This window comes from Phytohabitans aurantiacus (genome assembly GCF_027923225.1).
Lineage (GTDB): Bacteria > Actinomycetota > Actinomycetes > Mycobacteriales > Micromonosporaceae > Phytohabitans > Phytohabitans aurantiacus.
Genome location: NZ_BSDI01000002.1, coordinates 41867 through 66720, shown reverse-complemented (window position 1 = coordinate 66720; position 24854 = coordinate 41867). Strand labels below are relative to the sequence as shown.

The 24854-nt window shown below is 70.5% G+C and carries 23 protein-coding genes and 34 tRNA genes; 10 read left to right on the top strand and 47 right to left on the bottom strand.

Annotated elements, in window-relative coordinates; all coding sequences use genetic code 11:
- Nucleotides 1-90: 90 nt before the first annotated feature.
- From QMG73_RS03170 to QMG73_RS03160, 3 genes are read left to right on the top strand one after another with little or no spacing between them, the layout of a single operon-like run.
- Nucleotides 91-588: a SigE family RNA polymerase sigma factor gene (locus QMG73_RS03170; RefSeq protein WP_281892458.1), complete on the top strand. Its 498-nt coding sequence runs from the start codon at nucleotides 91-93 to the stop codon at nucleotides 586-588.
- Nucleotides 581-1432, top strand: coding sequence for a hypothetical protein (locus tag QMG73_RS03165; RefSeq protein ID WP_281892317.1), 852 nt, complete (start codon nucleotides 581-583; stop codon nucleotides 1430-1432). The genes QMG73_RS03170 and QMG73_RS03165 overlap by 8 nt, the downstream gene beginning before the upstream one ends.
- Nucleotides 1423-1836 carry a hypothetical protein gene (locus QMG73_RS03160; RefSeq protein ID WP_281892316.1) on the top strand — a complete coding sequence of 138 codons (414 nt, stop codon included), beginning with the start codon at nucleotides 1423-1425 and terminating at the stop codon, nucleotides 1834-1836. The genes QMG73_RS03165 and QMG73_RS03160 overlap by 10 nt, the downstream gene beginning before the upstream one ends.
- A 30-nt stretch (nucleotides 1837-1866) precedes the next feature.
- Here QMG73_RS03160 and QMG73_RS03155 read toward each other — a convergent pair whose 3' ends face one another.
- The 4 genes from QMG73_RS03155 to QMG73_RS03140 form a co-directional block, all read right to left on the bottom strand.
- Entirely contained in the window at nucleotides 1867-3297 is a 1431-nt protein-coding gene (locus tag QMG73_RS03155) for an alpha/beta fold hydrolase (RefSeq protein WP_281892315.1), read from the bottom strand.
- Between the two features lie 32 nt (nucleotides 3298-3329).
- A complete protein-coding gene (locus QMG73_RS03150; protein WP_281892314.1) occupies nucleotides 3330-4106 on the bottom strand; it encodes a helix-turn-helix transcriptional regulator in 777 nt (258 codons plus the stop codon).
- 228 nt (nucleotides 4107-4334) lie between these two features.
- Entirely contained in the window at nucleotides 4335-5453 is a 1119-nt protein-coding gene (locus tag QMG73_RS03145; protein ID WP_281892312.1) for a GOLPH3/VPS74 family protein, read from the bottom strand.
- Nucleotides 5454-5866: 413 nt separating this feature from the next.
- A tRNA-Cys gene (locus QMG73_RS03140) sits at nucleotides 5867-5939 on the bottom strand.
- Nucleotide 5940: 1 nt separating this feature from the next.
- Here QMG73_RS03140 and QMG73_RS03135 point away from each other — a divergent pair.
- Nucleotides 5941-6444 carry a group I intron-associated PD-(D/E)XK endonuclease gene (locus QMG73_RS03135; RefSeq protein WP_281892310.1) on the top strand — a complete coding sequence of 168 codons (504 nt, stop codon included), beginning with the start codon at nucleotides 5941-5943 and terminating at the stop codon, nucleotides 6442-6444.
- Between the two features lie 2 nt (nucleotides 6445-6446).
- Here QMG73_RS03135 and QMG73_RS03130 read toward each other — a convergent pair.
- From QMG73_RS03130 to QMG73_RS02965, 34 genes are all read right to left on the bottom strand, one after another.
- Nucleotides 6447-6518, bottom strand: a tRNA-Arg gene (locus QMG73_RS03130).
- A 1-nt stretch (nucleotide 6519) separates the two neighbouring features.
- Nucleotides 6520-6606, bottom strand: a tRNA-Tyr gene (locus tag QMG73_RS03125).
- A 1-nt stretch (nucleotide 6607) separates the two neighbouring features.
- Nucleotides 6608-6682: transfer RNA gene (locus QMG73_RS03120), tRNA-His, on the bottom strand.
- A gap of 20 nt (nucleotides 6683-6702) precedes the next feature.
- Nucleotides 6703-6775, bottom strand: a tRNA-Val gene (locus QMG73_RS03115).
- Between the two features lie 7 nt (nucleotides 6776-6782).
- A tRNA-Ile gene (locus tag QMG73_RS03110) sits at nucleotides 6783-6857 on the bottom strand.
- Nucleotides 6858-6862: 5 nt separating this feature from the next.
- Nucleotides 6863-6949: transfer RNA gene (locus tag QMG73_RS03105), tRNA-Ser, on the bottom strand.
- 5 nt (nucleotides 6950-6954) lie between these two features.
- Nucleotides 6955-7025: transfer RNA gene (locus QMG73_RS03100), tRNA-Asn, on the bottom strand.
- 1 nt (nucleotide 7026) lies between these two features.
- Nucleotides 7027-7104 (bottom strand) — tRNA-Glu (locus QMG73_RS03095).
- 1 nt (nucleotide 7105) lies between these two features.
- Nucleotides 7106-7181, bottom strand: a tRNA-Val gene (locus tag QMG73_RS03090).
- Between the two features lie 3 nt (nucleotides 7182-7184).
- Nucleotides 7185-7256: transfer RNA gene (locus QMG73_RS03085), tRNA-Met, on the bottom strand.
- Between the two features lie 2 nt (nucleotides 7257-7258).
- Nucleotides 7259-7331: transfer RNA gene (locus QMG73_RS03080), tRNA-Lys, on the bottom strand.
- Nucleotides 7332-7337: 6 nt separating this feature from the next.
- Nucleotides 7338-7410 (bottom strand) — tRNA-Arg (locus QMG73_RS03075).
- 1 nt (nucleotide 7411) lies between these two features.
- A tRNA-Arg gene (locus tag QMG73_RS03070) sits at nucleotides 7412-7486 on the bottom strand.
- Between the two features lie 6 nt (nucleotides 7487-7492).
- Nucleotides 7493-7564, bottom strand: a tRNA-Lys gene (locus QMG73_RS03065).
- A 92-nt stretch (nucleotides 7565-7656) separates the two neighbouring features.
- Nucleotides 7657-7730: transfer RNA gene (locus QMG73_RS03060), tRNA-Pro, on the bottom strand.
- 1 nt (nucleotide 7731) lies between these two features.
- Nucleotides 7732-7808: transfer RNA gene (locus QMG73_RS03055), tRNA-Pro, on the bottom strand.
- Nucleotides 7809-7813: 5 nt separating this feature from the next.
- Nucleotides 7814-7886, bottom strand: a tRNA-Arg gene (locus tag QMG73_RS03050).
- Nucleotides 7887-7891: 5 nt separating this feature from the next.
- A tRNA-Ile gene (locus QMG73_RS03045) sits at nucleotides 7892-7965 on the bottom strand.
- Nucleotide 7966: 1 nt separating this feature from the next.
- Nucleotides 7967-8052 (bottom strand) — tRNA-Ser (locus tag QMG73_RS03040).
- 5 nt (nucleotides 8053-8057) lie between these two features.
- Nucleotides 8058-8131: transfer RNA gene (locus QMG73_RS03035), tRNA-Asp, on the bottom strand.
- Between the two features lie 10 nt (nucleotides 8132-8141).
- Nucleotides 8142-8215 (bottom strand) — tRNA-Leu (locus QMG73_RS03030).
- A 1-nt stretch (nucleotide 8216) separates the two neighbouring features.
- Nucleotides 8217-8293: transfer RNA gene (locus QMG73_RS03025), tRNA-Ala, on the bottom strand.
- 78 nt (nucleotides 8294-8371) lie between these two features.
- Nucleotides 8372-8447 (bottom strand) — tRNA-Thr (locus QMG73_RS03020).
- Nucleotides 8448-8452: 5 nt separating this feature from the next.
- Nucleotides 8453-8525: transfer RNA gene (locus QMG73_RS03015), tRNA-Leu, on the bottom strand.
- 67 nt (nucleotides 8526-8592) lie between these two features.
- Nucleotides 8593-8664 (bottom strand) — tRNA-Gln (locus QMG73_RS03010).
- Nucleotides 8665-8704: 40 nt separating this feature from the next.
- Nucleotides 8705-9145, bottom strand: a complete 441-nt coding sequence (locus tag QMG73_RS03005) for an HNH endonuclease (RefSeq protein WP_281892308.1) — start codon at nucleotides 9143-9145, stop codon at nucleotides 8705-8707.
- A 36-nt stretch (nucleotides 9146-9181) separates the two neighbouring features.
- Nucleotides 9182-9257: transfer RNA gene (locus tag QMG73_RS03000), tRNA-Gly, on the bottom strand.
- Between the two features lies 1 nt (nucleotide 9258).
- A tRNA-Thr gene (locus QMG73_RS02995) sits at nucleotides 9259-9331 on the bottom strand.
- A 5-nt stretch (nucleotides 9332-9336) separates the two neighbouring features.
- Nucleotides 9337-9409: transfer RNA gene (locus tag QMG73_RS02990), tRNA-Leu, on the bottom strand.
- A gap of 1 nt (nucleotide 9410) precedes the next feature.
- Nucleotides 9411-9490: transfer RNA gene (locus QMG73_RS02985), tRNA-Gln, on the bottom strand.
- Between the two features lie 11 nt (nucleotides 9491-9501).
- Nucleotides 9502-9574, bottom strand: a tRNA-Phe gene (locus QMG73_RS02980).
- Between the two features lie 7 nt (nucleotides 9575-9581).
- Nucleotides 9582-9654: transfer RNA gene (locus tag QMG73_RS02975), tRNA-Ala, on the bottom strand.
- A 6-nt stretch (nucleotides 9655-9660) separates the two neighbouring features.
- Nucleotides 9661-9729, bottom strand: a tRNA-Pro gene (locus QMG73_RS02970).
- Nucleotides 9730-9840: 111 nt separating this feature from the next.
- Nucleotides 9841-9913: transfer RNA gene (locus QMG73_RS02965), tRNA-Trp, on the bottom strand.
- A 644-nt stretch (nucleotides 9914-10557) separates the two neighbouring features.
- Between QMG73_RS02965 and QMG73_RS02960 the strand changes: the two genes are divergently transcribed.
- Complete coding sequence (locus QMG73_RS02960; protein WP_281892306.1) at nucleotides 10558-10992, top strand: hypothetical protein; 435 nt, start codon at nucleotides 10558-10560, stop codon at nucleotides 10990-10992.
- Between the two features lie 199 nt (nucleotides 10993-11191).
- Here QMG73_RS02960 and QMG73_RS02955 read toward each other — a convergent pair whose 3' ends face one another.
- Genes QMG73_RS02955 through QMG73_RS02930 form a run of 6 tightly spaced genes read right to left on the bottom strand, consistent with a single transcriptional unit; the run spans nucleotide 11192 to nucleotide 17367 of the window.
- Nucleotides 11192-12472 carry an amino acid adenylation domain-containing protein gene (locus tag QMG73_RS02955; protein ID WP_281892304.1) on the bottom strand — a complete coding sequence of 427 codons (1281 nt, stop codon included), beginning with the start codon at nucleotides 12470-12472 and terminating at the stop codon, nucleotides 11192-11194.
- 23 nt (nucleotides 12473-12495) lie between these two features.
- The gene (locus QMG73_RS02950) at nucleotides 12496-13611 is read right to left on the bottom strand and encodes a cytochrome P450 (protein WP_281892302.1); all 1116 of its coding nucleotides are present in this window, start codon (nucleotides 13609-13611) and stop codon (nucleotides 12496-12498) included.
- Nucleotides 13608-13841 (bottom strand): phosphopantetheine-binding protein, encoded by a 234-nt coding sequence (locus QMG73_RS02945; protein ID WP_281892300.1) that lies wholly within the window; start codon nucleotides 13839-13841, stop codon nucleotides 13608-13610. The genes QMG73_RS02950 and QMG73_RS02945 overlap by 4 nt, the downstream gene beginning before the upstream one ends.
- Nucleotides 13819-14910, bottom strand: coding sequence for a condensation domain-containing protein (locus QMG73_RS02940; RefSeq protein ID WP_281892299.1), 1092 nt, complete (start codon nucleotides 14908-14910; stop codon nucleotides 13819-13821). Before QMG73_RS02940 ends, QMG73_RS02945 begins: the two co-directional genes overlap by 23 nt.
- On the bottom strand, nucleotides 14903-16165 hold the full coding sequence (locus tag QMG73_RS02935; protein WP_281892297.1) for an MFS transporter: 1263 nt from the start codon (nucleotides 16163-16165) through the stop codon (nucleotides 14903-14905). Before QMG73_RS02935 ends, QMG73_RS02940 begins: the two co-directional genes overlap by 8 nt.
- A complete protein-coding gene (locus QMG73_RS02930; RefSeq protein WP_281892295.1) occupies nucleotides 16162-17367 on the bottom strand; it encodes a condensation domain-containing protein in 1206 nt (401 codons plus the stop codon). Before QMG73_RS02930 ends, QMG73_RS02935 begins: the two co-directional genes overlap by 4 nt.
- Before the next feature lie 257 nt (nucleotides 17368-17624).
- On the opposite strand from QMG73_RS02930, the gene QMG73_RS02925 reads away from it, so the two are divergent.
- The 4 genes from QMG73_RS02925 (at nucleotide 17625) to QMG73_RS02910 (ending at nucleotide 21145) form a co-directional block, all read left to right on the top strand.
- The gene (locus tag QMG73_RS02925; protein WP_281892294.1) at nucleotides 17625-18611 is read left to right on the top strand and encodes a helix-turn-helix domain-containing protein; all 987 of its coding nucleotides are present in this window, start codon (nucleotides 17625-17627) and stop codon (nucleotides 18609-18611) included.
- A 98-nt stretch (nucleotides 18612-18709) separates the two neighbouring features.
- A complete protein-coding gene (locus QMG73_RS02920; protein ID WP_281892293.1) occupies nucleotides 18710-19816 on the top strand; it encodes a sensor histidine kinase in 1107 nt (368 codons plus the stop codon).
- Nucleotides 19813-20478 carry a response regulator gene (locus QMG73_RS02915; RefSeq protein WP_281892291.1) on the top strand — a complete coding sequence of 222 codons (666 nt, stop codon included), beginning with the start codon at nucleotides 19813-19815 and terminating at the stop codon, nucleotides 20476-20478. Before QMG73_RS02920 ends, QMG73_RS02915 begins: the two co-directional genes overlap by 4 nt.
- Before the next feature lie 103 nt (nucleotides 20479-20581).
- On the top strand, nucleotides 20582-21145 hold the full coding sequence (locus QMG73_RS02910; RefSeq protein WP_281892289.1) for a class I SAM-dependent methyltransferase: 564 nt from the start codon (nucleotides 20582-20584) through the stop codon (nucleotides 21143-21145).
- Between the two features lie 55 nt (nucleotides 21146-21200).
- On the opposite strand, the gene QMG73_RS02905 is transcribed toward QMG73_RS02910, so the two are convergent.
- Together QMG73_RS02905 and QMG73_RS02900 are read right to left on the bottom strand one after the other, a co-directional pair.
- On the bottom strand, nucleotides 21201-21932 hold the full coding sequence (locus tag QMG73_RS02905) for an alpha/beta hydrolase (RefSeq protein WP_281892287.1): 732 nt from the start codon (nucleotides 21930-21932) through the stop codon (nucleotides 21201-21203).
- Nucleotides 21933-22125: 193 nt separating this feature from the next.
- Nucleotides 22126-22851 carry an SDR family oxidoreductase gene (locus QMG73_RS02900; RefSeq protein WP_281892286.1) on the bottom strand — a complete coding sequence of 242 codons (726 nt, stop codon included), beginning with the start codon at nucleotides 22849-22851 and terminating at the stop codon, nucleotides 22126-22128.
- A 95-nt stretch (nucleotides 22852-22946) separates the two neighbouring features.
- On the opposite strand from QMG73_RS02900, the gene QMG73_RS02895 reads away from it, so the two are divergent.
- Nucleotides 22947-23786 carry a LysR family transcriptional regulator gene (locus tag QMG73_RS02895; RefSeq protein ID WP_281892285.1) on the top strand — a complete coding sequence of 280 codons (840 nt, stop codon included), beginning with the start codon at nucleotides 22947-22949 and terminating at the stop codon, nucleotides 23784-23786.
- Nucleotides 23787-23825: 39 nt separating this feature from the next.
- Here the strand turns inward: QMG73_RS02895 and QMG73_RS02890 are convergent, their stop codons facing one another.
- Complete coding sequence (locus QMG73_RS02890; protein WP_281892283.1) at nucleotides 23826-24671, bottom strand: SDR family oxidoreductase; 846 nt, start codon at nucleotides 24669-24671, stop codon at nucleotides 23826-23828.
- Between the last annotated feature and the right edge of the window lie 183 nt (nucleotides 24672-24854).

Sequence of the window (24854 nt, the reverse complement as noted above, 5' to 3'; positions counted from 1 at the left end):
CTCGACCCAGCGGGGTCGCGCGGCCATGCCGGCAACCTGACCGCGACGCCGCGCGTGTTTCTTTGCATCGACCACATGGAGGTAGGTGCGTTGGCGGACTTCGCGGGATTCGACGAGTTCTACCGGGGTGGCCGGCAGCGGCTGCTCGGGTACGTCCTCCTGCTCACCGGCGACCTTGCCGAGGCGCAGGACGTGGTCCAGGAGGCGTACATGCGGGCCTGGCAGCACTGGTCCGCCATCCACCGGTACGACGACCCGGAGGCATGGATGCGAACGGTGGCCAGCCGAATCGCGATCTCGCGGTGGCGAAAGATCCGCGGCCGGGCGAGGGCGTACCTCCGTAACGGTCCGGCCGAACCGGTACCCGCGCCCAGCCTCAACACGGTCGCGGTGGTCGAGGCGATGCGCCGGCTCCCCGCCGAGCAGCGGGTGGCGATCGCGATGCACTATCTGCTCGGTATGCCGGTCGTCGACGTGGCGCGGGAGACCGGCGCACCGGTCGGCACCGTCAAGGCCCGGCTGCACCGCGGCCGGGCCGCCCTGGCCGAACTGCTGGCCATCGACGCCGGGGAGCCCGCCGATGCGTGAGTTGCACGATTTGATGGACGACGTGCGCAGCGACCTGACCGTCGTGCGCTGGCCGGACAGCCACGAGCTGCGCCGTCGCGTCCGCCGCCGGCGGCAGCGCACGATCGTCGTCGCCGTGGCGCTGGTGACCGCGGTGACGGCCAGCGCGGCCAGCCTGGCCCGGCCGCCGCACCGGGCGTCTCCGCCGCCACCCGCGGCCACATCGACGGTCGACGCCAGCCCGGTGCAGATCCCCCAGTCCGCCCTACTGCGACCCGAGGATGTCGGCGCCGGACCCGACACCCAAAACGACGGGGAGGGCGCGTCCAAGCCGATCGACTTCACCTTCCCGCTGTATTTCTGCTTCGAAAAGCGCGCCCCCGAGCTGCTCGCCGTTCGCCCGCGCTATTCGCACGGCCAGACCCTCCTGCTGGGCACGGAAAGCGACCGGCCGGACCGGCCCTACGTCCTCGGGCAGGCGACGTACCGCCTCACCGCGTCGCAGGCCACCACGTTCCTGCCTGACCTACGCGCGGCGTTGAAGTCGTGCCAGGACTTCACACAGACCGGTGAATACGAACGGCCGGAAGGCACGGTCGAGGCACGCGGCCACCACAACTGGTCGATAGTCGCGAGCGGCTTCGCGGGTGACGATTCGATCCTCGTGCGGCACGACGCTGTCGCACGGAACGCGAAGACCAACCAGGTGATCGGAGAGTCGAACGCGCTATTGGTTTATCTACGCGTCGGGGAGCTGATCACGGTACTCGACCCGCGCGCCGGCATCTCCGCCGACGACTTGCTACGGATCGCCACCACCGCCGCCCAGCGGCTTTGCACGATCGCCGATCCCCCATGCCGATGAACGATCGAATAATCATGATCGGCGGCGGCGCCGCGCTGACCCTCGTCGTACTCACAGCCGGCACCGCCGGTGCGTTCGCGCTCTGGGCCACCACCTGGTCAGAGGCCGACCCGGAATGCGAACCGGTCACCATCGGCGATTGCGTCGCCCCAGCTGACGTCGCGCCGGTCGCCACCGTGGGGATAGTTGCCATCGCCGCGATCGGAATGGTCATCGGCCTCGGTTTCATCCTCGCGACGACGGCCATCATCGGCAACACCACGACCTGGCAGCCCCGGCCGCTGTCCGGAACCTCCGTCGCCATCGGGCTCGGCGTCGCGGCCACCTTCGGCAGCTGTGTATTCGCGACGCTGTTGGGCTGTGCGTTGTCCCTGGCCCAGGTACTCCCCCTCATCGAACTCTGACGCCTGGCCGCCGGCAGGTCTGAGCTGCCCTCAGTGGAGGAGGAAGTGTTGTACGGCTTGGTCGCCGGCGGCATTGCGGCCCTGGATCGAGTGGCCCATGCCGGGGATGATCACCAGCTCGCCGCGCGGCATCTGGGCCGCTCGCTCCACCGCCCACTCCAGCGGCGTGGACAGATCCCGGTCCCCGTTGATCAGCAGCACCGGCATGGTGAGCCGGTGGCGCGGCGGCTGTGGGTTTGCGCGCGCCGGTGGCCAGTACCGGCAGGCCTGAACGATGCCGTTGCCGACGGCGGTCTGTGGCTCGAACGGCCACACCTGCCTGGCGGATAGGTTTCGCCGCGCCTCGGCGACGGCAGCGTCTCGTTGCCACAGCGGCGCCATCGAGTTTCCCCAGGGCGCGTGGACGAGGTCAGCGCAGAGCGTCGCCACATGCAGCCCCGCACTGTACTCGGCGGGCGGCGTGTCCTGGCCGCCCTGTAGCGCCGCGATGGCCTGGTTGAGCGGTTCCGGTTCGCCTTGGGCGGCCAGACGCAGCAGTGGCAGCACGGGGAAGTATCCCTCGCCGGTCAATTTCGGATCGACGATGCTTGCGATCACTATGAGGTCGAAGACGCCGACGCCGTTGTCGTATCGACGCACGACGCCGGCGAGCGCCGCCGCCGGGTCGAATCCACAGTTCTGTTCCTGGCATGCCTGGCGCAGCATCCATCCGGTGCGGCGCAGGCCGGCGACGTACAGCGGGTCGATGTCCAGCGGAACCACCGAGTCGAGCACCATCCGGCTCACCCGCCCGGGGAACGTCAGTGCGTAGTGTTGGGCCACGAACGTGCCGTACGACACCCCGTCGATCGTCCACCGCGAGACGTCGAGTGCCTGGCGCAGATCCTCGAGATCGGCGACGGTATCCGCGGTCGTGTAGTGGTGCCGGCCCTGTCCGAGCTGGCGCGCGCACTCGCGTACGGCCTCGCGCGAGGGCGGGGTGATGTCGGACGAGCCCACCTCGGCCTGTAGACGCTCGCAGTCGATCGCACCCTCACCGGTCCCTCGCTGATCGATCATGACCATGCGGTAGTCGTTCAACAGATACGAAACGCGTTGCCTGATTCGCGGAACGAGGCCGACGCCGGGCTGCCCCGGCCCGCCGCTGAGCATGAGCAGCGTGCCGCGCGGTGCGGCCGTGTTGTCCGCCACGGCGACCGGCAACCGCAGCGTCCCCGGCGTGTGTCCGGTGCGGTCCCGCGGAACGGTGAGATACGAACACGTGAAGCCGGCGATGCCCGCGCAGGGACGCGAATCGGTGAGCCGTGGCCGGGGCCCGGCTGGTGTCGCCGCCACCCGCGCCACTGTCGCTTCGGCGGAGGCCGTCTCGGCCGAGGCGGGCTGCGAGGCCGGACCGAGCATGGCGCAGACAACACCGGTCACGACGATTCCGGCCCAGTGTCGTGCGCGGGGTGCTCGCATCTGAGGCTCCTCCCGATCGGCGAACTCGCCAGTCATGCTGCACCTGCCGGACCGCGGCCGCGTTGAACATTGATGCGCGATTCAGCCGGCGCGGCCAGCATGCGCCGTACCTCACTGGGCAGGCGGCCGAGCTGCCGCCGCATCACCCGGGTCAGGTGCGCCTGGTCGGCGAAGCCGTGCCGGGCGGCGAGCGTGCGCAGGTTGGTCGCGCCGTCCTGTAGGTCAGCCAGCACCGCGCGGATGCGGAGCCGATTGCGGTACGCGGTCAGGGTTTCGCCGGTGGCGTGGCGGAACACCCGGCTCAGGTGGTGCGGTGAGGAGCCGACCAGCGCGGCGAGCTCATCAAGCCCTACCGAGTACTGGGCAGCTGCCAGCGCCTCACGGGCACGGTCGGCCAGCCGCCGGTGCGCCACCAACGTAGCCGGGTGGCGCGGCGTCCAGGCGCCGTCCACGCCCGCCGTACGGGACTCGGGCGCGGTCAGCAGCCGGTCGAGCAGACCATGCATCTGTTCCACGACGGCGAACGCGTCCACACCTCGGCGAGACGCGGCGACCAGCGCACGGTGCGACAGATCCACATCGTCGTCCAACGGAAGCCGGTGGGCGGACAACCCCCACTCGCCGTCGCGTGCGGCCAGCATTTGCGGGGCGAACTCCACCGAGGTGAAGGTGTCACCGCAACCCAACGGATGGGCCAACCGCAGCTCGTCCCCTGGGTGCGTGAACACCGCCGCGCTCAGCCGGTGCGTCGACTCGTACGAAGGCGGGGTGAAACCCGTCCGGTCGAGGCCGCACCGCCCCTCGAACACGTCCAGACCGGCAGCGTGCGCCAGGCATCGTCCCGAGCCGGGTAGGCCGGCATACCTGGCAGAACACTTCCCACACAGCCCACCCGCGGCGTCCCTCGTCTCCATACTCCCCAAGACGCCCGTCGTGCGCTCGCGAGTTGGCACGAACGGCTATGCACCGCCCTTTTTGATGTTCCATCGGGCGTTACGCGAAACTCGCGCCGCCACTCGGCTTCCGGGGGTAGGCCGTCAACGACGTCGAGGGCGCAGCAGGCGCGGCCGGGAAGTCTCCGGCATCAGCACGCCGACGGCACCGATGAAACCCACAACTATCAATGCCCCACCGACCAGTATCCCCATGTCGCTTCTTGGCGAGGCATCGGTGAATTCACCCCACTCGGTCAGGAAGACCCGCGGTTGTGAGGTGTCGACCATGATGCGGGTCTGGTCGCCCTTCGCCGGGCAATCTCCGATGCATGCGATCCGTGTCCGGTACGACTTGCCGGCGTACCGGTACACGAGCGTCAGCTTCGACTCGGCGAGAGACTCGTACCGGCCTGGGCTGCGGTCGCTGCGACCGACGACGTCGGCCATCACGGGCGCGCCCTGATCACGCAAGGCTATGGCGTTCGCATCCTGGCGGCTCTGCGCGACAAGCGCGATGGTCGCGATCCCCACACCGATCAGGACGAGGACGAAACAAACCGCCATCCGCTTTCGCCGTGGCCGCCTGCCCGCGGACTCCGCAGAACCATAGACACGGTTGGTGGTGCCGAGGGACACGTTGATGAGATAGCCCTCGTAACTGCGCATCGACACCACCAGCCAGTCGTCTTCGGCTAGGCCGCGCAGCTGGCGCTTCGTGCCGGACGACGCCACCACGCCCGCCAGGCCAACACCCGCCAACAGCGTCCCCAGAACGACCACGCTGGCGTGCACGTCACCACCGCGCAGCGCCGAGATAAGCGCCTCCCGGGTGGGGCGGCGGAGATCCTTTTCGACATCGAGCCCGGTCCAGCGCACGTCGAGCGGCCCGTCGGCTTCACACAGGCCTCGTTCACGCAGCCGCGCCAGGACGGCGGCGGTCACGGACGGTGCGAGCTCTCCCAGCCACTCGACCGGCGAACGGGCATCGGAGTCAGCCATGCGGGCGATCACTTCGTCGAGCACCGGGTCGCCGGATGGTGCCGACGATCGAACCATCAGGGTCTCGCCGTCCGGGTCGAGTTCGATCCGCTCGCCGAGATGCAGCTCCGCCAGGGCAGCGGCGCCAACGAGGACCTCCACAGTGGACCAGCGTGGGTGGCGCCATCCGGACGAGGGATGAGCGAGAACGAACGCGGCCTCCGGCATCGTCAGGTCGGGCACAACCTCATGATCGCTCACCCCGTCAACACCTCACCAGACAATGGGTCTACCAGCCACGGGTCGTGCGCCGCGCAGGGCGAGGCCGCGGGAGCAGCGGTCGCGCGCGACGCACGCCGCGGTAGCCCAAAGCTTGGTTTTGGTCTCAAGACCGGTCCGCCGGGCAGGCAGCAGCGTCGCGACCTCGCCTGGCTGACCTCGATCCGGCGCGTTACTGCCAAGGCCAGGCGGGACTCGAACCCGCAACCACCCGCTGAAGAGGCGAAGAACTCCGCACCTGCGCACCGGGCACCCGCATCTGAAGTTGTGGCGCTGCATGTCGCGAGCCCGGGTGACGATCCCGGCAGGCCGCCGTTATGAGCAGCGGCTGGACCCAACGTCCGCCCGCGAAGGCGTTCCACAGTGGACGGCATTTGAGGCGAAGCCGGGACTCGAACCCGTATCACGCGTTTTGCAGACGCGGCGCCCACCCAGAGCGATCACTTCGCCGTTGCGCGCCCCCGGCTGGATTCGAACCAGCGGCCTCGGCCTGGATACCTCGCACTTCGACCGGCGTCGGAGTCATCGGGTTGTTGAATCGCCGCCGTTGCCCTTCGGGCACCAGCCGAAGCCGGGAAGCAGTTCCGGGCTGAGCATCGCCGCCCGGTGGTTTCTCGACCGGGGATACAACGTGTCGGTTCCGCTCGAACCCGCTCCGTACGACCTCATCACCGAGTCGGACAGAGGGCTCATGCGAGTGCAGGTCAAGACCACGAGCAAGGTTGGGCGCAACGGGCGGTGCGTCGTGCGCATCGCTCGAAAGCTTTACGATCCGACCGTCCCGAAGAACGCTCTGGGGTCGTACCGCATGGTGCCTTACGAGGCCACCGATGTTGATCTTTTCTTCGTCATCACGGCAGCCGGGCCAATCTACCTTGTACCGATAGAGTCAGTAACCGGCTCAATCAGCCTGGTTCTCGATGAGAAGTACCGAGCGTTCGCTGTGGACGGTTGATGTGCCCCCGAGAGGATTCGAACCTCCGACCTCTGGCTTCGGACGCCAGCGCGCTTCCGCTGCGCTACGAGGGCATGGTGCGGGCGGAGAGATTCGAACTCCCTGAGCCTGAAGGCAACTGGGTTACAGCCAGCCCCACCTCACCGTCGGTGGCGCGCCCGCTTGGGGTGACGGACGGGAGTTGAACCCGCAACGACTGGGGCCACATCCCAGCGCTCTACCGTTGAGCTACCGTCACATTTTCGGCCATCTGGCCAGTGCCCGTACCTGGACTCGAACCAGGGATACCCGGTGTGTGGGACCGGTGCTCTTGCCGCTGAGCTACACGGGCATGAGCGTGCGTCGTGCCGGGATCGAACCGGGCCACGACCTGCTTATAAGGCAGGCTCCACCAACCAGGTGGACTACGACGCGCCGCTGGCGGAGGAGGTGGGATTCGAACCCACGACGGGGATCAGCCCGTACGCCGTTTCCAGCGGCGTGTCCGTGACCAGCCGGCTCCTCCCTGCGCTCCGGTGCGAGGACTCGAACCTCGATCGGGTGGTTAACAGCCACCTGTCCTGCCGTTGAACGACACCGGAATGGCAGCGCGGACGGGATTCGAACCCGCACATGTCCTGGGTGAAAGCCAGGCGACTCTCCCTATTCGTCCACCGCGCCATGGTGTCCCGAGACGGATTCGAACCGCCGGCCTCCGCCGTGTCGAGGCGGCGCCCTACCATCTGGGCCATCGGGACGGGAGCGGGTGTGGGAGTCGAATCCACCTGACTCGGCTTATGAGACCGTTGAGCACGACCGGTGCTCCTACCCGCAGTGCCGCCGAGAGGACTCGAACCCCTTCAGTCCTGGGTAAAAGCCAGGAGCCCGTCCAGTCGGGCGCCGACGGCATGTTGTCTCCCGCCCAGGAGTCGAACCTGGAACCGTCGCGTTAGGACCACGCTGCTCTGTCCGTTGAGCTAGCGGGAGATGGTGCGGCACCTGGGAATCGAACCCAGCACGGTGGGCTTAGAAGGCCCAGCAGCGCATCCAGCGCACGCACCGCGTGTTGTGCCCCCGGGGAATTTCGAAATCCCGACCCACCGCTTAAGAGGCGGTTGCTCTTCCTCTGAGCTACGAAGGCATGGCGGAAGGCCCAGGAGTCGAACCCGCCGGCTTTCACCGGGCTCCGGCTTTCGAGGCCGGCTGCGGCCCACGCCGCGCTGCCTTCCACTGTCGGGTTGGCGGGATTTGAACCCACGACCCCTGCGTCCCGAACGCAGTGCTCTACCAAGCTGAGCCACAACCCGTTGGTCGGGACGGCCGGATTCGAACCGACGACCACTCGACCCCCAGCCGAGTGCGCTACCAAGCTGCGCCACGTCCCGATACGTGCCCCGAGCAGGATTCGAACCTGCGACCCCCTGATCCGTAATCAGGTGCGCTATCCACTGCGCCACCGAGGCATGAGTGTCGTCGGCTGGGTTCGAACCAGCGATCTCCTCGTTATCAGCGAGGTGCCTTCACCTGCTTGGCCACGACGACCTGGCGGAGAGTGCCGGATTCGAACCGGCAACGGTGTGACCCGCGACGGGTTAGCAACCCGCTTGCCTTACCGATGGCGAACCCTCCATGCGCGCCAACGACGGGACTCGAACCCGCGACCTTTCCGCTCGACAGGCGGCTGCTCTGACCATTGAGCTACGTCGGCATGTGCTGCGTACCCGCCGAGGGATTCGAACCCCCAACCTTCCGGCCCTGAACCGGACGCCTCTGCCATTTGGGCTACGCGGGCATGGTGGAGAAGGCCGGACTTGAACCGGCTACCTCCTGTTTGCAAGACAGGCGCTCTACCAAGGTGAGCTACATCCCCAAGAGAGCCAGCGGGGCGACTCGAACGCCCTCCGGTCGCTTACGAGACGACTGCACCACCTGTCGTGCTGCGCTGGCATGGAGCCGACGGCCGGACTTGAACCGGCTACCTGTCGCTTACAAGGCGGCTGCTCTACCTGTTGAGCTTCGTCGGCATGTGTACCCTCGGCGAGATTCGAACTCGCGCTGGCGACGTCCTCAACGTCGTGCCTCTCCCGCTGGGCTACGAGGGCATGTGTGGCAGGGGCACCACCTTGGTGGGCCTCTCTGCGCGGTGCGACCACACCGCGCCCTGCCGAGCTCCCGGACAAGGACTCGAACCTCGACCCCAGCATCCAGAGTGCTGTGTCCTACCGGTTAGACGATCCGGGAAAGGCGGCCGGCGGCGAGAGAGTTGCCGCCGGCCGCACCATCAGCGCGCCGCGAGCGCCGCCCACGACGGGACCGTCGCCTCGTACCGCAGCCGCATACCGGCTTCGGCAGGAGTACGGTCACCCTTGCGCTGATTGCAGCCGCCACAGGCCGCGATCGTGTTGGACCAGGTGTTCTTACCACCGCGAGAGCGGGGCAGGATGTGGTCGACGGTGGTGGCGTGACCGCCGCAGTAGCCGCACACCCGCTTGTCCCGAAGCAGTACGCCGGGGCGGGACCAGCCCGGCCCGCTGGAGTACCGCCAGCGGGTGACCACGTACCGGACCAGCCGCACGACCGTCGGGATCGGGTAGACACCGATCACCTGGTCGGGGTGTGCTTCGTGGACCTCGGCGACCTTCCGCACGAGCATCCGCACGGCGTGGCGGAGACTGACCCGGTGGAGCGGGCCAAGGTCGGCGTTGATGACCAGGACGTCCACCGGATCCTCCTTTCGTTGTGGCTATCGGTGGGATGTTGGAGCGGCAGGCCGGGTTCGAACCGGCGACCTCGACGTTGGCAACGTCGCGCTCTACCTACTGAGCTACAACCGCATGGAGCCTTCGGCCGGGTTCGAACCGGCTGCTCCCGTCGTACCAGGACGAGGCCCGACCCGTCGGGCGAAGGCGTGCGTGCCGAGAGCGGGGGTCGAACCCGCGCTGTACCGGGTTTGAGCCGGTCGCCTCTTCCTTTGGGCTACCTCGGCATGGCTCCGGGTGCAGGAATCGAACCTGCGTCTGTGCCGGGATCCAAAGTCCCGTCGCGGCTGCCAACACCGCACCCCGGAACGTTCGAGCGTGCCCGCCGCTGGGATCGAACCAGCGACCTCGCCCGTTTCAGAGGCGCGCTCAACCTGCTGAGCTTGGCGGGCATGTGCGTGGACCTGCCCGGGTTCGAACCGGGGACCTCCGCCCTGCCGAGGCGGCGCGCTACCAGCTGCGCTACAAGCCCAGAGTCTGAGGCCACGGAATCGAACCGCGTGTCTCCGCGTCCCAAGCGCGGCGGGTCAACCAGCTCCCTCGCCCCAGATTGCCCGGCCGGCGGCAGCGTTTACCGCCGACCGGGCTTCGTTTATGCCATCCACTGTGGAATTCTCAACTATCAATGCCATTCCGCGCGGAAATGCGCAGGGCAAAGCAGGGGTGACAGGATTCGAACCTGCAGCCTGCGGTTTTGGAGACCGCTGCGCTACCAGTTGCGCCACACCCCTATGAGGTTGTTGTGCTACAACGAAAAGCCGCCCTATCCCTGGTCTGGGTGGGCGGCGTAGACGCTGTCTGTGCTGCGTCTACGTTCGCCGCCTGCCCCGGTTCGGCTTCTCGCTGGCGGTCATATCGGAGGGTCGCCCGACGTAGGACATGCCCGCGGAACCGCATAGCGTTGACCGCTGCGGTTTGAACGTGGCTTGCCACAACATTTCGGTGCTCCCTGGCTCGGTGGTTGATCTGTTGAAGTACACGTTAGGTGGCTGTGTCCACCGGATGCAACGTCTTTTCGGTCTGCGTTGTTCCATGTTCTTCATCGGATGCGCACAGTCCGGTCTGGGCGTTGCGGATCGTGGCCGGGCTGCTGGCGTCCCGGACCCGCCGGGCGCCGGTGCCGCGGCGACCGCGGGCGTGGCGAGCAGCGAGGCGTGGGGCGCCAACTGCGTTGCCGACCCGTCGAATTCGTCGCGTGCGCGACCGAGCCGCATGGCTTCCCTCGACCAACCTTGGGTCAGCGAGGTCGGGATAAGGCGTGAAGCAGATATGAAGCTAGGCGACCGTAGTGTCGTTCTCGTCGACAACTCGAGTTGTGACGGTCCAGCGGATGAAGGCGTCGCGGGCTGTTTCAGCGTGCCAAGAGGGGAGCGAAGTGAAGTTTCTGAGAGGTCTGGCCCTGCTGGTCGTGTCGGTAGCGGCCGTGAGTTCGGTGAGCGTTCCGGCGAACGCCGAGCCGAACACCGACAAGACGACTTCTGTCGCGGCACAGAGGCTGATCAGCTACATCAGCAATGAGAACAACATCGGGATCGGCGTCTCAAACGACTACGACGGTTTCGAGAACTACGACGCGGTACTGCCGGCGCGCCAGCGAACGGACGGCTACTTCGGGTGGGAGATAGCCGAGGCATATTACGTCGGCCCCGGGTACTGCGCCGATTCTTACTACCTCAACGCCAGTTGGAAATGGGACTTCTATGCCACGACCCATGGGCCAGCAACCATTGCGCTTCCCCAGTTCATCGCCGGCCAGGACGTCGCTCGCTGGGCGGTCCGGGACGTCCGCCCAGCGTCCGCCTGCGGTTGATACCGAACCGGTCGTCCGTCTGATCGCATGAGGATGGCCTCCCCGCTCCGGGGAGGCCATCGGCCTGCCGGTGGCAGCGTGATAATTCGGCACATGGACGACGCGGAACATGCTCGACGGCTTGACGAATTACTCGACAGGATCGACGTCGCCGTGACGGATTATCTGATGGCCGCGACCAGGGTGGTCGCACTTGTCCCTAGCGCCGGACACCCCCTTCTTGGCCGGCCGGACGGCTGAGCGCACGCCGGTCGAGCTTTCCGTTCGGCAGCAACGGCAACCGGTCCACCCTCCGGAACACCGCCGGCACGGCCACCGCGGGCAGCCGGGCGAGGAGGTGGCCGCGCAGCGCCCGTTCGTCCAGCGCCGCCGTGCTCACCACGAACGCGACTCCCTGGTACGGCACGCCGACGCCGGCCAGCACCACGCCCGGCGCGGACATCAGCGCTTGTTCGATCTCGGCCGGCTCGATCCGCACGCCGCCGACCTTGAGCTGCTCGTCGACGCGGCCGTGGTAGCGCAGCAGCCCGTCGGCGCCGAGGCTGACCCGGTCGCCGGTGCGGTACACCGGCCCGCCGGACACCACGCCGGGCGAGGCGACGCAGAGCTCGCCGTCCTCGACGGTCACGGTGGTGCCGGGGATCGGCCGGCCGATCGGCACCGGGTCCTCACCGGGCACGCACCGGTGCACGGTGCTCCAGACGGTGCACTCGGTCGGGCCGTATTCGTTGTAGAGCACCGCCTGCGGCATCCGCTCATAGTGCAGGTCGACCAGCGCGGGCGGGCAGGTCTCCCCCGCCACGATCACCGTGGTGAGGCTGCGGATCGGATCGCGCAGCAGCACGCGGTAGAGCGACGGCACCATCAGGGTGTGGGTGGGCCGGTGCAGCGCACCCGCCCGAGCCAGCGCGCGCACGTCGGCCGGCGTGGGGGTCGGGATGAGCAACGTCGAGCCGGTGCACAGCGCCCAGTAGAGACCGGCCACCGAGCTGTCGAACGAGATGGACGAGCAGAGCAGGAAGCGCCGCGGCGGTTCGCCGTAGTACTCCAGCCGGGCACCGGTCGAGTAGGCCAGCGCGGCGCGCGAGACGGTGACCGGCTTCGGCGTGCCGGTCGAGCCGCTGGTGAAGATGGTGTACGCGTCCGGCCCGTCCCGCCACCCGCCGCTGGCCGGCGGCAGCGACGCGAGTAACTGCTCGGTGAGCTCGACACGGGCGCCGCTGTGCGAGCGCATCAGCGCGCGCCGGGCCGCCGGGAAGGCCGCGTCGACCGGCACGTACTGGGCGCCGGCCCGGAGCACGCCGAGCATCGCCACGACCGCCCACCGCGACAGTCGGGTGTGGACGGTGACCCGCTCGCCCGGTGCCACGCCGTGGCGGACCAGGTGGCCGGCGACCCTGGCGGTGAGCGCGTCGAGGTCGCCGTACGTGAGGGCCTTCTCGGCGTCGACGACCGCTAGCGTGTCCCGCCGGTCCGCCATCCGCGCGGCCAAGGATTCCGGTATCACCGGGGCCTGCCGGCGACGGGCATCCGCTTGACGCCGCCGAGCCACGCGGAGCGCACCCGCTCCACATCGCCGGCCAGGTGGAGGACGGGGTACCGGGCGAACAGCTCCTCGAAGAAGACCCGCAGCGTCAGCCGGGCCATCGCGGCGCCGAGGCAGTAGTGGCGCCCGTCGCCGAACGCGAGGTGCCGGTTGGGGTGGCGCAAGGGGTCGAGCCGATGCGGGTCGGTGAACACCGCCTCGTCCCGGTTGGCGGCGCCGAGCCAGACCACGACGGCGTCGCCGGCCGCGACCGGTACCCCGCCGACGGTGGTGTCCCGGGTGGCGAGCCGCATGAAATGCCCGGCCGGAGACGTGTACCGCAGCGCCTCCTCGACCGCGCCGCCGAGCCGGTCGGGCCGGGCCGCCCAGTCCGCGTACCGTCCACTTCGGAGCAGCTCGGCGACGGTCGCGGTCGGCACGTGCGGGAGGGCCGCGCCGCCGCCGAGCAGCAGGCTGTAGCAGTTGGCCACGACGGCGCCGGGGCGCAGCGGCAGCGCGGCGAGCAGGTCGACCAGGTCGCCGCGCGGGTGCCGGCGGTGCTCCAGCAGCAGGCCGAGCAGGTACGCGAACAGCTCCCGGTGGCCCCGCTCCAGCGTCGCCTCGGGCCCCGCGGGCAGCGTCACGTCGGGGTCGTCCTCGGCCACCGACATGGCGACCAGCCGGCGCAGCGCGGGCCAGTCGGCCGGCGGGATGCCCATGAGTGGGCCGAGGAACGCGGCCGGAAGTCCGGCGGTGACCTCGGCGAGGTCGAACTCGTCGGCGAGCGGGGCGAGCGTCCCCCGCACGTGCGCGCGGATCGCGTCCTCGTGCCGGCGCACCGCCCGCGCGGTCATCCGGCGCTGCAGCGGCCCGCGCACCAGGCCATGGCGGGGCGGGTCGCTGGCGGCGAACTGCTGGTCGCGCGCCGGCTCCGCCCGGCCCAGCATGTTGAGCATCACGCCGCCGGTCGAGGTGAAACGGGTGTGGTCGGCCAGGACGGCGGCGACGTCGGCGTACCGGGTGACCGCCCAGAAGCCACCCCGGCCGGGGATCGGCCACCACCGCACCGGCCCGGCGGCCGAGGGCACCCTCATTCCGCAGCCAGTACGTCGTCGACGAGCTCCGCGATCGTCGGCTTGAGGAAGAGCACTCCGGCGTCCACCTCGACGCCCAGCCGCTCGTAGATGTCCATCAGCAGGTCGGCGGCGAGCAGCGAGTCGCCGCCGAGGGCGAAGAAGTTGTCGTACAGACCCACCGGGTGCACGGCGAGCTTCTCGCTCCACAGTTGACTGATCGCCGACTCAAGTTCCGCGCGCGTCCGCACAGATCGCCTCCCATCGCTTCGTGAACCGCCGCACCAGGTCACGCGCCGCCGCCGCGCCGTACGATCGGCGGTACCGCACGCACGCCGTGTACGCGCCGCCCGCGCCCGGTTCGAGCCAGAACGCCAGCCCGTTCACCGGGAGCACCGGCCCGCCCAGTTCCAGCCCGGCCGGCACGGTGAGCGGCTCTCCCCCGCACGCCGGCGGCACCTGGATGACCTCGAACTGGGCCAGCGACGGGCCGCCCACCCCGAACAGCCCGTCCGCCTCCGGCACCGCGTCGAGCAGCACGGGGAACGGGATCTCGTGCGTGTACGCCTCCGCGAACGCCCGGTGCACCGCGCCGAGCCTCCGGTCGGCAAGTCGGACCGGTAGCACGTTCATGAACAGCCCGACGGTGTCCCAGTCGGCCCGCTCCCGCCCGTACGTGAGCACGGGCAGGAGCAGCTCTCCATCGGATCTCGCCGGCCCTGGGTCGAGTGCCTGCGCGAACGCCGCCAGCAGCACCACGAACGGCGTGCTCCGCACCGCCCGGGCCACCGCCACGGCGTCCTCCTGTGCGATGGCGGTCACCACCCGCAGCTCCGCCGTGCCCCCGCGCATCGGCTCGAGCACGGGCGCGCCCGCCAGCACGCCGCGCCAGTACGGCAGCACGCGCGCCATCCGTCGCTCGTGGACGGTCCCGACGCGGTCCCCGTACGCCGGTGCCGGGCTGGCGCGCGGGGCCAGCACGTCGCGGGTGAGCAGGCGCATCGACCACGGGTCGGCCACCGTGTGGTGGGCGACGAGCAGCAGGTCGCGGCCGGCCAGGTACGCCCAGAGCAGGGACCGCGCGTCCGGCGGGTACCGGCCGGCGGCCGCCGCCACCCACACGTCGTCCACTGTGGCCAGCGGCACCGGCCCGGTGCCGAGCACGGGATGGCGGGCGAGCGCGGCGTCCAGCGACCGGCGCAGCGCGGCCGGGTCGGGCGGGGCGGGCAGCCGCATCCCGCCGAGCGCCACGAACCGCTCCGGGTCCGCCGGCCCGCCCGCCCACGCGAGGATCCGTTGCCCGTACGGCAGGTCACCCATGTCGTCCTCCTGAGGGGATCAGCTCCCGTTCCGCTACGCCGTCGGCGAGGTCACGCGCTCGCCGCAGCGGCGAGAAGTACAGCCACAGCCCGGACGCCCAGACGCCCGCGGCGGCGATCCAGAGCGTCGGCCGTACGCCGAGCCAGTCACCGAGCAGGCCGCCACCGAGCGCGCCGAACGGCATCACGCCGAAGACCACCCACCGCACCGAGGCGGTCATCCGGCCGAGCAGCCGCGGCGGGCAGACCCGCTGGCGGTAGCTGATCGACGCGGCGTTGTAGATGGCGAAGAACGCGCCCAGGCCGGCCATCCCGGCGGTGTACGCGGCCGGCCCCCACCCGGGCTGGGCCAGCGGCACGAGCAGCGCCGTCCATCCCAGTCCGAGCGGTGCGGCCCAGACGATCCGGGCGGTACCGACACGGCGGGCCAGGCGCCCGGACACGAGGCCGCCGGTGATGCCGCCGAGCGTGGTGAGGGCCAGCACCACGCCCACTGACTCTTCGCTCAGCCGCAGGTCGCGTACCAGGAAAAGGACCGCCAACGCGAAGATCATCTGGCTGAAGAAGTTGAGCGTCGCGGACGCCGCCACCAGTCGCGGCAGCACCGGATGGCGGAACACATAGGACAGTCCGGCGGTGAGCTCGGCGTAGAAGTGGCGCCGCGCCGGCCGTGCGGGCAGTTCCTCGCGGTGCCGGACGAGCAGCAGCGAGGCCGCGTTCAGCAGGTAGGCGACGGCGTCGACGCCCACGGTCCGGGCCACGCCGAGCGCGGCTACCAGCGCTCCGCCCGCGCCGTAGCCGGCGATCTGCGAGACCGAGTACGTGGTGGCCAGCTTGCCGTTCGCGTCGAGCAGCCGGTCCGGGCCGACCACCGCCGGCAGGAAGCTGTGGTGCGCGGTCTCGTAGAGCACCGTGCAGACGCCGGAGAACAGCGTGACGGCCCAGAGGTGCGCCATCGTGACCCAGCCGGACCAGGCGCCGGCCGCGACCGTGGCGACGAGGGCCGCGCGGAGCAGGTGGCAGGCGACCATCAGGCGGCGCTTGCGAATCCGGTCCACCCACACGCCGGCGGGTAGCGAGATCAGCAGGTACGCCAGCATGCGGGTCGCGGTGAGCACGCCCACCTCCACCGCCGACGCGTCCAGCACCGTGACCGCGAGCAGCGGGACGGCCAGCAGCGAAACGGCGTCGCCCACCTCGCTGAGAGTCCGCCCGGACCACAGCACGAGGAAGTCGCGGTGCCGCCACAGGCTCATGCCGGCTCGACCACCGTGTATTCCCGGGCGGCCTGGCGCAGCAGCCGCGTCATCGTGCCGAGGAAGTGGTCCGCCTCCGGGCGCCCGTAGCCGCCACGCTGAACCCGCAGCGTGAGCCGCACCGACGGGAACACCGAGGCGATGAGGTAGAAGCTGGCACCGCTGTACCCGCGCGGCGGCAGCCACTCCACCCACGCCTTCTCCACTGTGGACTCCTCTGTGGACTCCTCGGTGGTGGCGGTGAGCGGCGGCGGCAGGTACGTGAAGAACGCGCCCCGGTCGAAGTCGAGCGGCGGCACGGCGAACGGGTCGTACACGCCGTACTGGGCGGCCGTCAGCGCGGTCACGTTGACGTCCGCGGCCGCCACCGCGACCGGGGTGCCCGGTGGACACTCCACCGCCAGCGGCACCCACTGGGTCAGCGACGACACCAGCCGCCGCACGGCCGGGTCGAGCCGGTTGCCGGTCAACAGCCACAGCAGGTGGCGGGGCGTGCCGGTGGTGGCGGCGAGCGCCTGCGCGTAAGCGGAGAGCAGGAGGTTGGGGAGCGTGACCTGGAGCTTGCGCGCGGTCCAGCGTGCCACGGAGTAGGGGATGCCGGTGTGCGCGCGGGCACGCACCAGCGGGCCGCGGGCTACCGGCACCGCGGGCGGCGCGGTGCCGACGGTCCGCGTCACGTACCCGGCCGCGGCGGTGAGGCGGGCGCGGAGCCGGTCGCTTCGCTGGCGTGCGGCGAGTTCGCCTGGTGTGGGCGCGGGGGCGAGGCGGTCGCCGCGCAGCAGGCTCTGGAAGTCGGACTCCAGGATCTGCAGCGCGACGCCATCGGCCGCGATGTGGTGGATCACCAGGTGGACCCGCGGCGCGCCCCCGTCGGCTCGCACCCAGGCCCGCCACGGCGGCCGCTCCGTCAGGTCGAACGCCTCCCGTACCGGCGCCTCCGCGAACAGCACCCCCGGATCGGGCAGCACGACCTGGCGCACGTGGTGCGGGTCGTCCGCCGGCCGGTAGACGGTGCGCAGCGACTCGTGCCGCACGGCGAGCTCGACGAACGCGCGCCGCACCTGGTCGGTGGTGACGCCGGGCGGCACCGCCCAGACCGGGTCCAGGTTGGATTCCCAGAGCCGGCGCCGCGGGCGTACCCGCAGGTCGCGCCACATCGACAGCTGCCCCATCGTGAGCGGATAGGTGCCTTTGCCGTGCACGGATCCTCCTCGCTCGCTGGGTGGGTGGGTGGCCACGAGGTGACCACCCACGCGGTTCGCCATGTCCTCAGCCAGTGCTGTCGCCCTTCATGCCGCACCTCCCTCCCGTCCATCTGTCGCCGCCGAGCCTGCGGGCTCCGCCCACGTCCGGCAAGGTCAACGGCTGTCCCGGACAGCGCAGCGGCTGTCCGGCCTGGTCAGCACGGGGGCCGATGCGCTGTCCGGACAGGTGCCGGACGCGACTACCATCGATACCCGTGGCGGGTGAGAACGGGGAACGCGCGCCGGGCGACGCGGCGACGGCGGTCGATTTCGTCGCGGAGCTGCGACGGCTCAAGGAGCGGTCAGGGCTCACCTTCCGGCAGCTTGAGGAGCGCGCTGCCGGCCACGGCGACCTGCTCCCCCGCAGCACGATCGCCGACGTCCTGCGCCGGCCCACGCTGCCCCGCGCCGACCTGGTGACCGCGTTCGTCCGCGCCTGCGGAGGAACCCCCGACGACGTGGCGGCGTGGCTCGCCGTGCACGCGCGGCTGGCTGCCATGGACGGCGAGACGCCGTCCACGGTGGACGGCGACGAGGCGGCCGCCGTAGACGGTGACGCCCTGTCCGCCGTAGACGGCGACGCGCCGGCCGGCCCGCCGCCCGCGCGCCGCTGGCTCGGCCGGACGCGCGTCGTGGTCGCGGCTGCCGCGGTGGTCGCGGTCGCCGCCGTGGGTTCCTGGATGTTGGTACGGGGTGAGGAGCCACCGGCCGCAGCCCCGACGACGTCCTCGCCCGCCCCGCCCACGCCGCCGCTCGCCGGCACGGTGCGCATCCACCCGGCCCGCACGCCCGACCTTTGCGTCACGGAGGGCGTGGACCGCGGTGGCCGGTACACCAGCGCGGTCGCCGCCCAGCTGCCGTGCGCCGAGGCGGAGCCGCCGGTCACGAGGCTCGAGCCAGCCGGCGACGACCGCTACTTCATCCAGTGGGTCCATCCGCAGCATGGCGTCGGCTGTCTCACCGCGCTCATCTCCGGGCCGGGGCGCGGCCTGGTCGAGCCTTGGAGCGAATGCAACCTGACCAGCCCTCACCAGGTCTTCCAGCTCGACCCGTCGGGGCCGGGCCGGTACGTGATCCGCGGCTGGCGGACCGGCCTGTGCCTCGGCATCCGCGGCGAGGAGCGGGTGAGCGGCGCCGAGATCGTGCACGAGGAGTGCAGCGGCGGCGCCGACCAGGAGTACGTGATCGAGCCCCGCGCGTGACGACGACGGCCGGCGTCGCGCTCGACCGCCCGCGGCACATCACCGGTCATCCTCGAGGATGACGCACGACGACAGGCCCCTGGCCGTACCGTGGGATCGTGCACCGGCTCAACCTGTGGCTGCGTGGCCATCCCTGGGTGGGCGACGCGGCGCTCGTCCTAGTCATGTTCCTGAGCTGGTCGCTCCAGACGGGCGATGGGTGGGGGCCGCCCTGGGAGCAGGCCCTGGTGCTCGGCGGCCTGGTGTCGCCGCTGCTGTGGCGCCGCAGCCACCCTCTGCCCGCCGTCGCGATGATGCTGGTGGCCGCCATGGCGCTCTACGTGTTCGAGCCGTGGGCCCATCAGCTCCCGATCGCGGTGTGCTCACTCAACGTCATGGTGTACACGCTGGTGGTGCAGGGTCGTCCGCGCGCGGCCGCCGTCGTGGCCGCGCTCACCGCCACGTTCTACATCGCCTGCACGGTGTCGTGGTTCAGCGACAAGCAGTGGATTCCAGCCATCGGTGGCTACCTGGTGACGATCGCGCTGGCGTGGGCGATCGGCGAGTTCATGCGGGCTCGCCGGGCCTACGACGCGGAGAAGGAGGGTCGGGCGGTCGCCGAGGAGCGCAACCGTATCGCCCGCGAGCTGCACGACGTGCTCGCACACAGCGTGAGCGTGATGGTGGTCAACGCGGAGGGCGCGGCGCTGATGCGGCACTCTGACCCGGCGGTGGTCGACCGCACGCTGCGGGTGATCAGCGAGACCGGCCGATCCGCGCTCGGCGAGTTGCGGCGGCTGGTCGAGGTGCTCCAGGAAGGATCCCCGCGCAGTCCGCAACCCACCGCGGCCGACCTGCGCGACCTCACCGAGCGGATCGGCGCCGACCTGGCGGTGACCGGCGACGCGGAGGGGTTGCCGGCGAGCGCGGCCCTGCAGACGTACCGCATTGTGCAGGAGGCCCTCACCAACGTGGTCAAACACGCCCCCGCTGGCGCGGCCACCCGCGTCCACGTCGACTTCGGGGGGCCCGCCCGAGATCGCTGGGTACGCATCGAGGTCACCAACTCCGGCGGCCCCGCCCGGCCCGCGGCGCTGCCCGGATCGGGGCGCGGCTTGACCGGCATGCGGGAGCGGGTCGCGCTCTTCGACGGCACGTTCGACGCCGGCCCCACCAGCGACGGTGGCTATCGCGTCGCGGCGACGCTCCAGGTGGATGCCGCGTGACGCAGGAGAACGCGGGCGTCCTGATCTGCGACGACCAGGAGCTGATGCGGGTCGGCCTCCGCATGATCGTGGACAGCCAGACAGACCTCACGGTGGTCGGGGAGGCGGCCGACGGCGAGGCCGCCGTCGCACGTGCTCTGGAGCTCAAACCCGATCTGGTACTCATGGACGTGCGCATGCCTCGCCTGGACGGCGTCGCCGCGACGGAGCGGATCTGCGCCACGCTCCCCGCCACCCGCGTGCTGGTCATCACGACGTTCGACCTGGACGAGTACGCGTACGCCGCATTGCGCGCCGGAGCGAGCGGATTCCTGGTCAAGGACGCGCCCGCCGCCGAGATGCTGGTCGCGATGCGCGGCGTCCTGCGTGGCGACGCGATGGTCGCCCCATCGGTCACCCGACGCCTGCTCGACCGGTTCGTCACGGGAGTCGCCCCAGCCGAGGCCGATCCTCGCCTGGCAACCCTCACCGACCGCGAACGCGAGGTACTGACGCTGGTCGCCCGGGGCCTGTCGAACGCCGAGATCGCGTCGAAGCTGTTCCTCGGCGAGACCACGGTCAAGACCCACGTGGCCCGCATCCTCGCCAAGCTCCACATCCGCGACCGTGTCCACGCGGTGGTGCTCGCGTACGAAACCGGTCTGGCACGCCCCGGCGGTTGACCGCACGGTGACGCCGTCGCACAACACGTCTGGATCTCGAGGACGACAGTAGGCGCCGCCCAGGGTGACGCGCGTTTACAAGATCAACCGAGACCGTCGCCGTATGTCGATCACGATGGAGTTTCTCCGGCGGCCTTGGCTCACCGGGGCGGTCGCGGCGAGTTCGCGGCGGCTCGCCGCGGCCATGACGGACGCGCTCGATCTCGAAAGGGCCGCCACCGTTGTCGAACTGGGGCCCGGCACGGGCGCCATCACGGAGGCGATCCTGTCGCGACTGGGAGCGGGTGCGCGGCTGGTCGCCGTCGAACTCAACCCCGTGCTGGCCGCGCGCCTCGCCAAGCGCTATCCGGTCGAGGTGGTGCGGGCTTCCGCGGCCGATCTCGCCGAGATCGTGCCGCACCCCGTGGACGCCGTCGTCTCCGGTCTACCGTGGACGGTCATGCCCGCGGCCGAGCAACGGCGCATCCTCGACGCGGTGACGGCCGTCCTCCAGCGAGGTGGGCGGTTCAGCACGTTCGCGTACGCGCACGCGGGCTGGACGCCGCCGGCCAAACGGTTCGCGGCCGAGCTCGCCGCACGCTTCTCCACTGTGGAGCGTACCGGGATGGTGTGGGCCAACCTACCGCCCGCCTACGTGCACCGCGCGTTCGAGCCGCACCGGGCCTGAGGGATCACCGCGCCGAGGGCTCAGCGGCGCCCAGCCTCACTTCAGATGCCGGGCCTCACTTCAAGTGGCGGGTGAAGAAGCGGTGCGCGTCCTCCCCCGCGAACTGCGGGACACCGGTGTGCCCGCCCATGTTGGCCTGCAGCGTCTTCTCCTTGGAGCCGAAGGCGTCGAACAGGTCCAGGGCCGCCTGCCGGTCGTTTCCCTCGTCGTCCCACTGCAGCAGCACGTGCAGCGGAATGGTGACCTCCCGGGCCTCCTCGAACGTGGCGCGGGGCACGTAACTCCCGGCGAACAGCCCAGCGGCCGAGATACGCGGCTCGACCACCGCCAGCCGCACGCCGATGGCGATCACCCCTCCCGCGTACCCGACCGGGCCGCCGATCTCGGGCAGCGAGAGGAGGGCGTCCAGGGTGGCCCGCCATTCCGGGACCGCCTTTTCGACCAGCGGGAGGACGAGCCGGTCGACGATCTCGTCGTCGACCGGCACGCCGGTCTCCAGTGCCCGGTGCAGGTCGGCGCGGGCCTGCTCGGCGGCGGCGGAACGGGGCCGGTCACCGCCGCCGGGCAGTTCGATGGTGGCCGCGGCGAAGCCCTCCGCCGCGCAGTGCCGGGCCCGGGCCGCCAGTCGGGGGTACATCTTGTGCAGTCCGCCGGGGTGGCCGAGCAGGATCAGCGGGGCCGGTGCGGATGCGGATCCGGGCGTCCACAGGATGCCGGGGATCTCGCCGAGAGTGAATTCGCGTTCGAGGACGCCGTCGTCGAGGCGCTGTTCGGAAGTGAATCGCACGGTCGTGCCTTTCGGGAGTGCTCGTGAACGGCGCTCCCGGACGACCTATCGCCCGACCGTGACCCCAGAGGGGAGCACCCATGTCGAATCGTTCACGGGGTACCACCTCCTCGGTCTCTCGCACGGCCTCCGCGGAAGCTAGCAGTAGTCGCCGTGGTCCGCCAACAGGTTTCGCGGGCTCTGGGTCAGGGGATCACCAGGGCACGACGCCGTCGTCGTCGAAGAAGGCGCCGGTGGGGCCGTCGTCGGGGAGGGTGGCGAGCCGGATCGCGATGGCCGCGCCCTGCTCCGGGGTGCGGTAGCCGCGGTGCCCGTTCAGGTCGGTGGCGCAGTAGCCCGGGCAGCCGAGGTTGATCAGGACGTTCGTGCCGGCCAGCTCCCTGGCGTACTGCACCGTCACCGCGTTCAGGAACGACTTCGACGGCGAGTACGCCGCGGACACCGGCCCGGTCTGGGCCCCGGGTGTCGTCTGGCGGGTCAGCGAGCCGACGGTGCTGGACATGTTCACGATCCGCGGCGACGCCGAGCGGCGCAGCAGCGGCAGGAAGGCGTTCGTCACCCGGATGACGCCGAACACGTTGGTATCCACGGCCGCGCGCATGACAGCAATGTCCACTGTGGTCGGAGCCTGCGACATGCCACCGGTCACGCCGGCGTTGTTCACCAGTACGTCCAGGCGTCCGAAACGCTCCTCGACCAGCGCGGCCGCCGCGGTCGCGCTCGCGTCGTCCGTCACGTCGAGGGCGACGCCGAAGGCGTCGACCCCGGCGGCGCGCAACTTCTCGACCGCGCCCTCGCGCCGCCCGGCGTCCCGCGCGCCGACACCGACGCTCCACCCGAGTCCGCCCAGGCCGGCCGCGATCTCGTACCCGATCCCCTTGTTCGCGCCGGTGACCAGCGCGATCGTCCGTTCAGTCATGCCTCGAGCCTGGCGATCGCACGGCGGTTGCTCCAACACCGTCTGGGTACGCGGCGATACCCGCCGGGTATCAATCCTCGAGTACCGTGGCGGTCATGGAGACCCGCGAGTTGCGGTACTTCGTCGCCGTCGCCCAAGAGCGTCATTTTGGACGCGCGGCGCAGCGCCTCGGGATAGCCCAGCCGCCGCTGTCGCGCGCCATCGCCCAGCTCGAACGGCGCCTCGGGGTGACGCTGCTGGAACGCACCAGCCGCGCGGTGACGCTCACCGAGGCCGGCGCGGTGCTGCTTCGGGAGGGCCGGGCCGCCCTCGACGCGGTCGAGGCCGCCGAGCGCCGTACCCGCCGCGCCGCCACCGGTGGCCCGAGCCTCGTGCTTGTGACGAAGGCCGGCGCATCGAGCGAGCTGCTGGCGAAGCTGCTCGACGCGTACGCCGCCGAACCCGGCGCGGTCGCCATCGACGTGCAGCTGTGCGGGGTCGGGGAGCAGGAAGGGCTGCTGCGTGACGGGCGTGCCGACGTCGCGCTGCTGCACCTGCCGTACGACTCCGCGGTCGGATTCGACACCGAGGTGCTACACACGGAAGGGCAGGTCGCCGTCCTGCCGGCGGGGCATCCGCTCACCACGCGGCCACACCTGACGATGGCCGAGGTAGCCGCGATCCCCGACCTGCCGATGCCGCGCTGGCCGCGCCGCGACGGCTCCTACCCCGACGGCCCCGGCCCGGAGGTCCGCGACAACGCGCAACTGCTCCAGCTGATCGGGCTCGGCCGCACCACGGCGGTGCTGCCGGAGTCGGTCCGCGCCAGCCTGCAGCGCGACCTCGCCACCGTGCCGGTACCGGACGCCCCGACGGTCACCACACTGATCGCGTGGCCACCGCACAGCCGGTCCCGGGCGCTGGCCGGTCTGGTCCTCGCTGCCACGCGGCTCTGACATCCGCGCCGGGCCGCAACAGCCACGTTGATACAGGCCCTAACGGAATGCGGAGATGTGTTCTTCGACCCAGTCGGCGAAGGTGCGTGGCGCCCGGCCGAGCAACTGCTCGGCGGTGGGGCTGATCTGCTGCTCGATGGGGGTTGGCTCGCCAAGGACGGCGAGGGTGGTGTCGACCGCCCATTCGGGCATGAACCGCAGCATCTGTACGCGGGCCTCGTCGCGGGTCTGCTCGATGAACCGGACGGGTTCGCCGAGTGCGTCGCCGATCACCTCGGCGCGCTGTCGGGGCGTGGTGAGCGCTGGCCCGGTCAATTCGTAGATCTGTCCGGCGTGACCCTCCTCGCGCAATGTGTTGGCCGCGACGCCGGCGATGTCGGCGGGATCGATCGTCGGCATGCCGACGTCGCCGAACGGCGCTACGACGGTCCGTTGGGTACGGACCGAATCGGCCCAGGCGTACATATTGGAGTGGAAGCCACCTGGCCGCAGAATCGTCCAGTCCAGACCGGACCGCCGCGCGGCGTCCTCGATGGAGCGCAGCCGCACGCCGTGGGACTGGGATTGCGGCCGGGTGCGAACTCCTTGCGAGGACAGCAGCACGACCCTGCTCACCCCGGCGGAGCTGGCGGTATCGAGGATGTCTCGTGGCCGCAACCCATGTGCGCTGGCACCACCGTCGTGGAGGAACAGCGCATCGGCGCCGTCCAGGACGGGTCGTAAGCTCCGCGGATCGGTCATGTCCGCGGCCGCGGTCAGCACCCCCGCCGGTACGTCCGTTTGCCCGATCCGGCGTGACACGGCGGTCACCTTCTCACCCGACGCGGCCAGTGCCCGGACAAGTGGCCGGCCGACATTTCCGGTCGCTCCGGTAACGACGATCATTGGAATACTCCCTGGTCAGGTCATCGATTTCCGACCTGGCGGCCGGCAAGCCGACCTGGACCGCGGACACATCCACGAGCCCCGAGAACGCCTGCCCGATCAGCCCGGTCGTGGACATCGTGTTCAGCCGTTGGACCACGCCGATCCTGTGGGCCCTGAACGAATACGGCCGGCAACGCTTCG

Bases quoted from the DNA above. Each gene is read 5' to 3' on its own strand.
- QMG73_RS03165 (WP_281892317.1), top strand. From the start codon at position 581: ATGCGTGAGTTGCACGATTTGATGGACGACGTGCGCAGCGACCTGACC.
- QMG73_RS03160 (WP_281892316.1), top strand. From the start codon at position 1,423: ATGCCGATGAACGATCGAATAATCATGATCGGCGGCGGCGCCGCGCTG.
- QMG73_RS03155 (WP_281892315.1), bottom strand. From the start codon at position 3,297: ATGCGAGCACCCCGCGCACGACACTGGGCCGGAATCGTCGTGACCGGT.
- QMG73_RS02955 (WP_281892304.1), bottom strand. From the start codon at position 12,472: ATGGCGGACCGGCGGGACACGCTAGCGGTCGTCGACGCCGAGAAGGCC.
- QMG73_RS02950 (WP_281892302.1), bottom strand. From the start codon at position 13,611: ATGAGGGTGCCCTCGGCCGCCGGGCCGGTGCGGTGGTGGCCGATCCCC.
- QMG73_RS02940 (WP_281892299.1), bottom strand. From the start codon at position 14,910: ATGGGTGACCTGCCGTACGGGCAACGGATCCTCGCGTGGGCGGGCGGG.
- QMG73_RS02935 (WP_281892297.1), bottom strand. From the start codon at position 16,165: ATGAGCCTGTGGCGGCACCGCGACTTCCTCGTGCTGTGGTCCGGGCGG.
- QMG73_RS02910 (WP_281892289.1), top strand. From the start codon at position 20,582: ATGTCGATCACGATGGAGTTTCTCCGGCGGCCTTGGCTCACCGGGGCG.
- QMG73_RS02900 (WP_281892286.1), bottom strand. From the start codon at position 22,851: ATGACTGAACGGACGATCGCGCTGGTCACCGGCGCGAACAAGGGGATC.
- QMG73_RS02895 (WP_281892285.1), top strand. From the start codon at position 22,947: ATGGAGACCCGCGAGTTGCGGTACTTCGTCGCCGTCGCCCAAGAGCGT.
- QMG73_RS02890 (WP_281892283.1), bottom strand. From the start codon at position 24,671: ATGATCGTCGTTACCGGAGCGACCGGAAATGTCGGCCGGCCACTTGTC.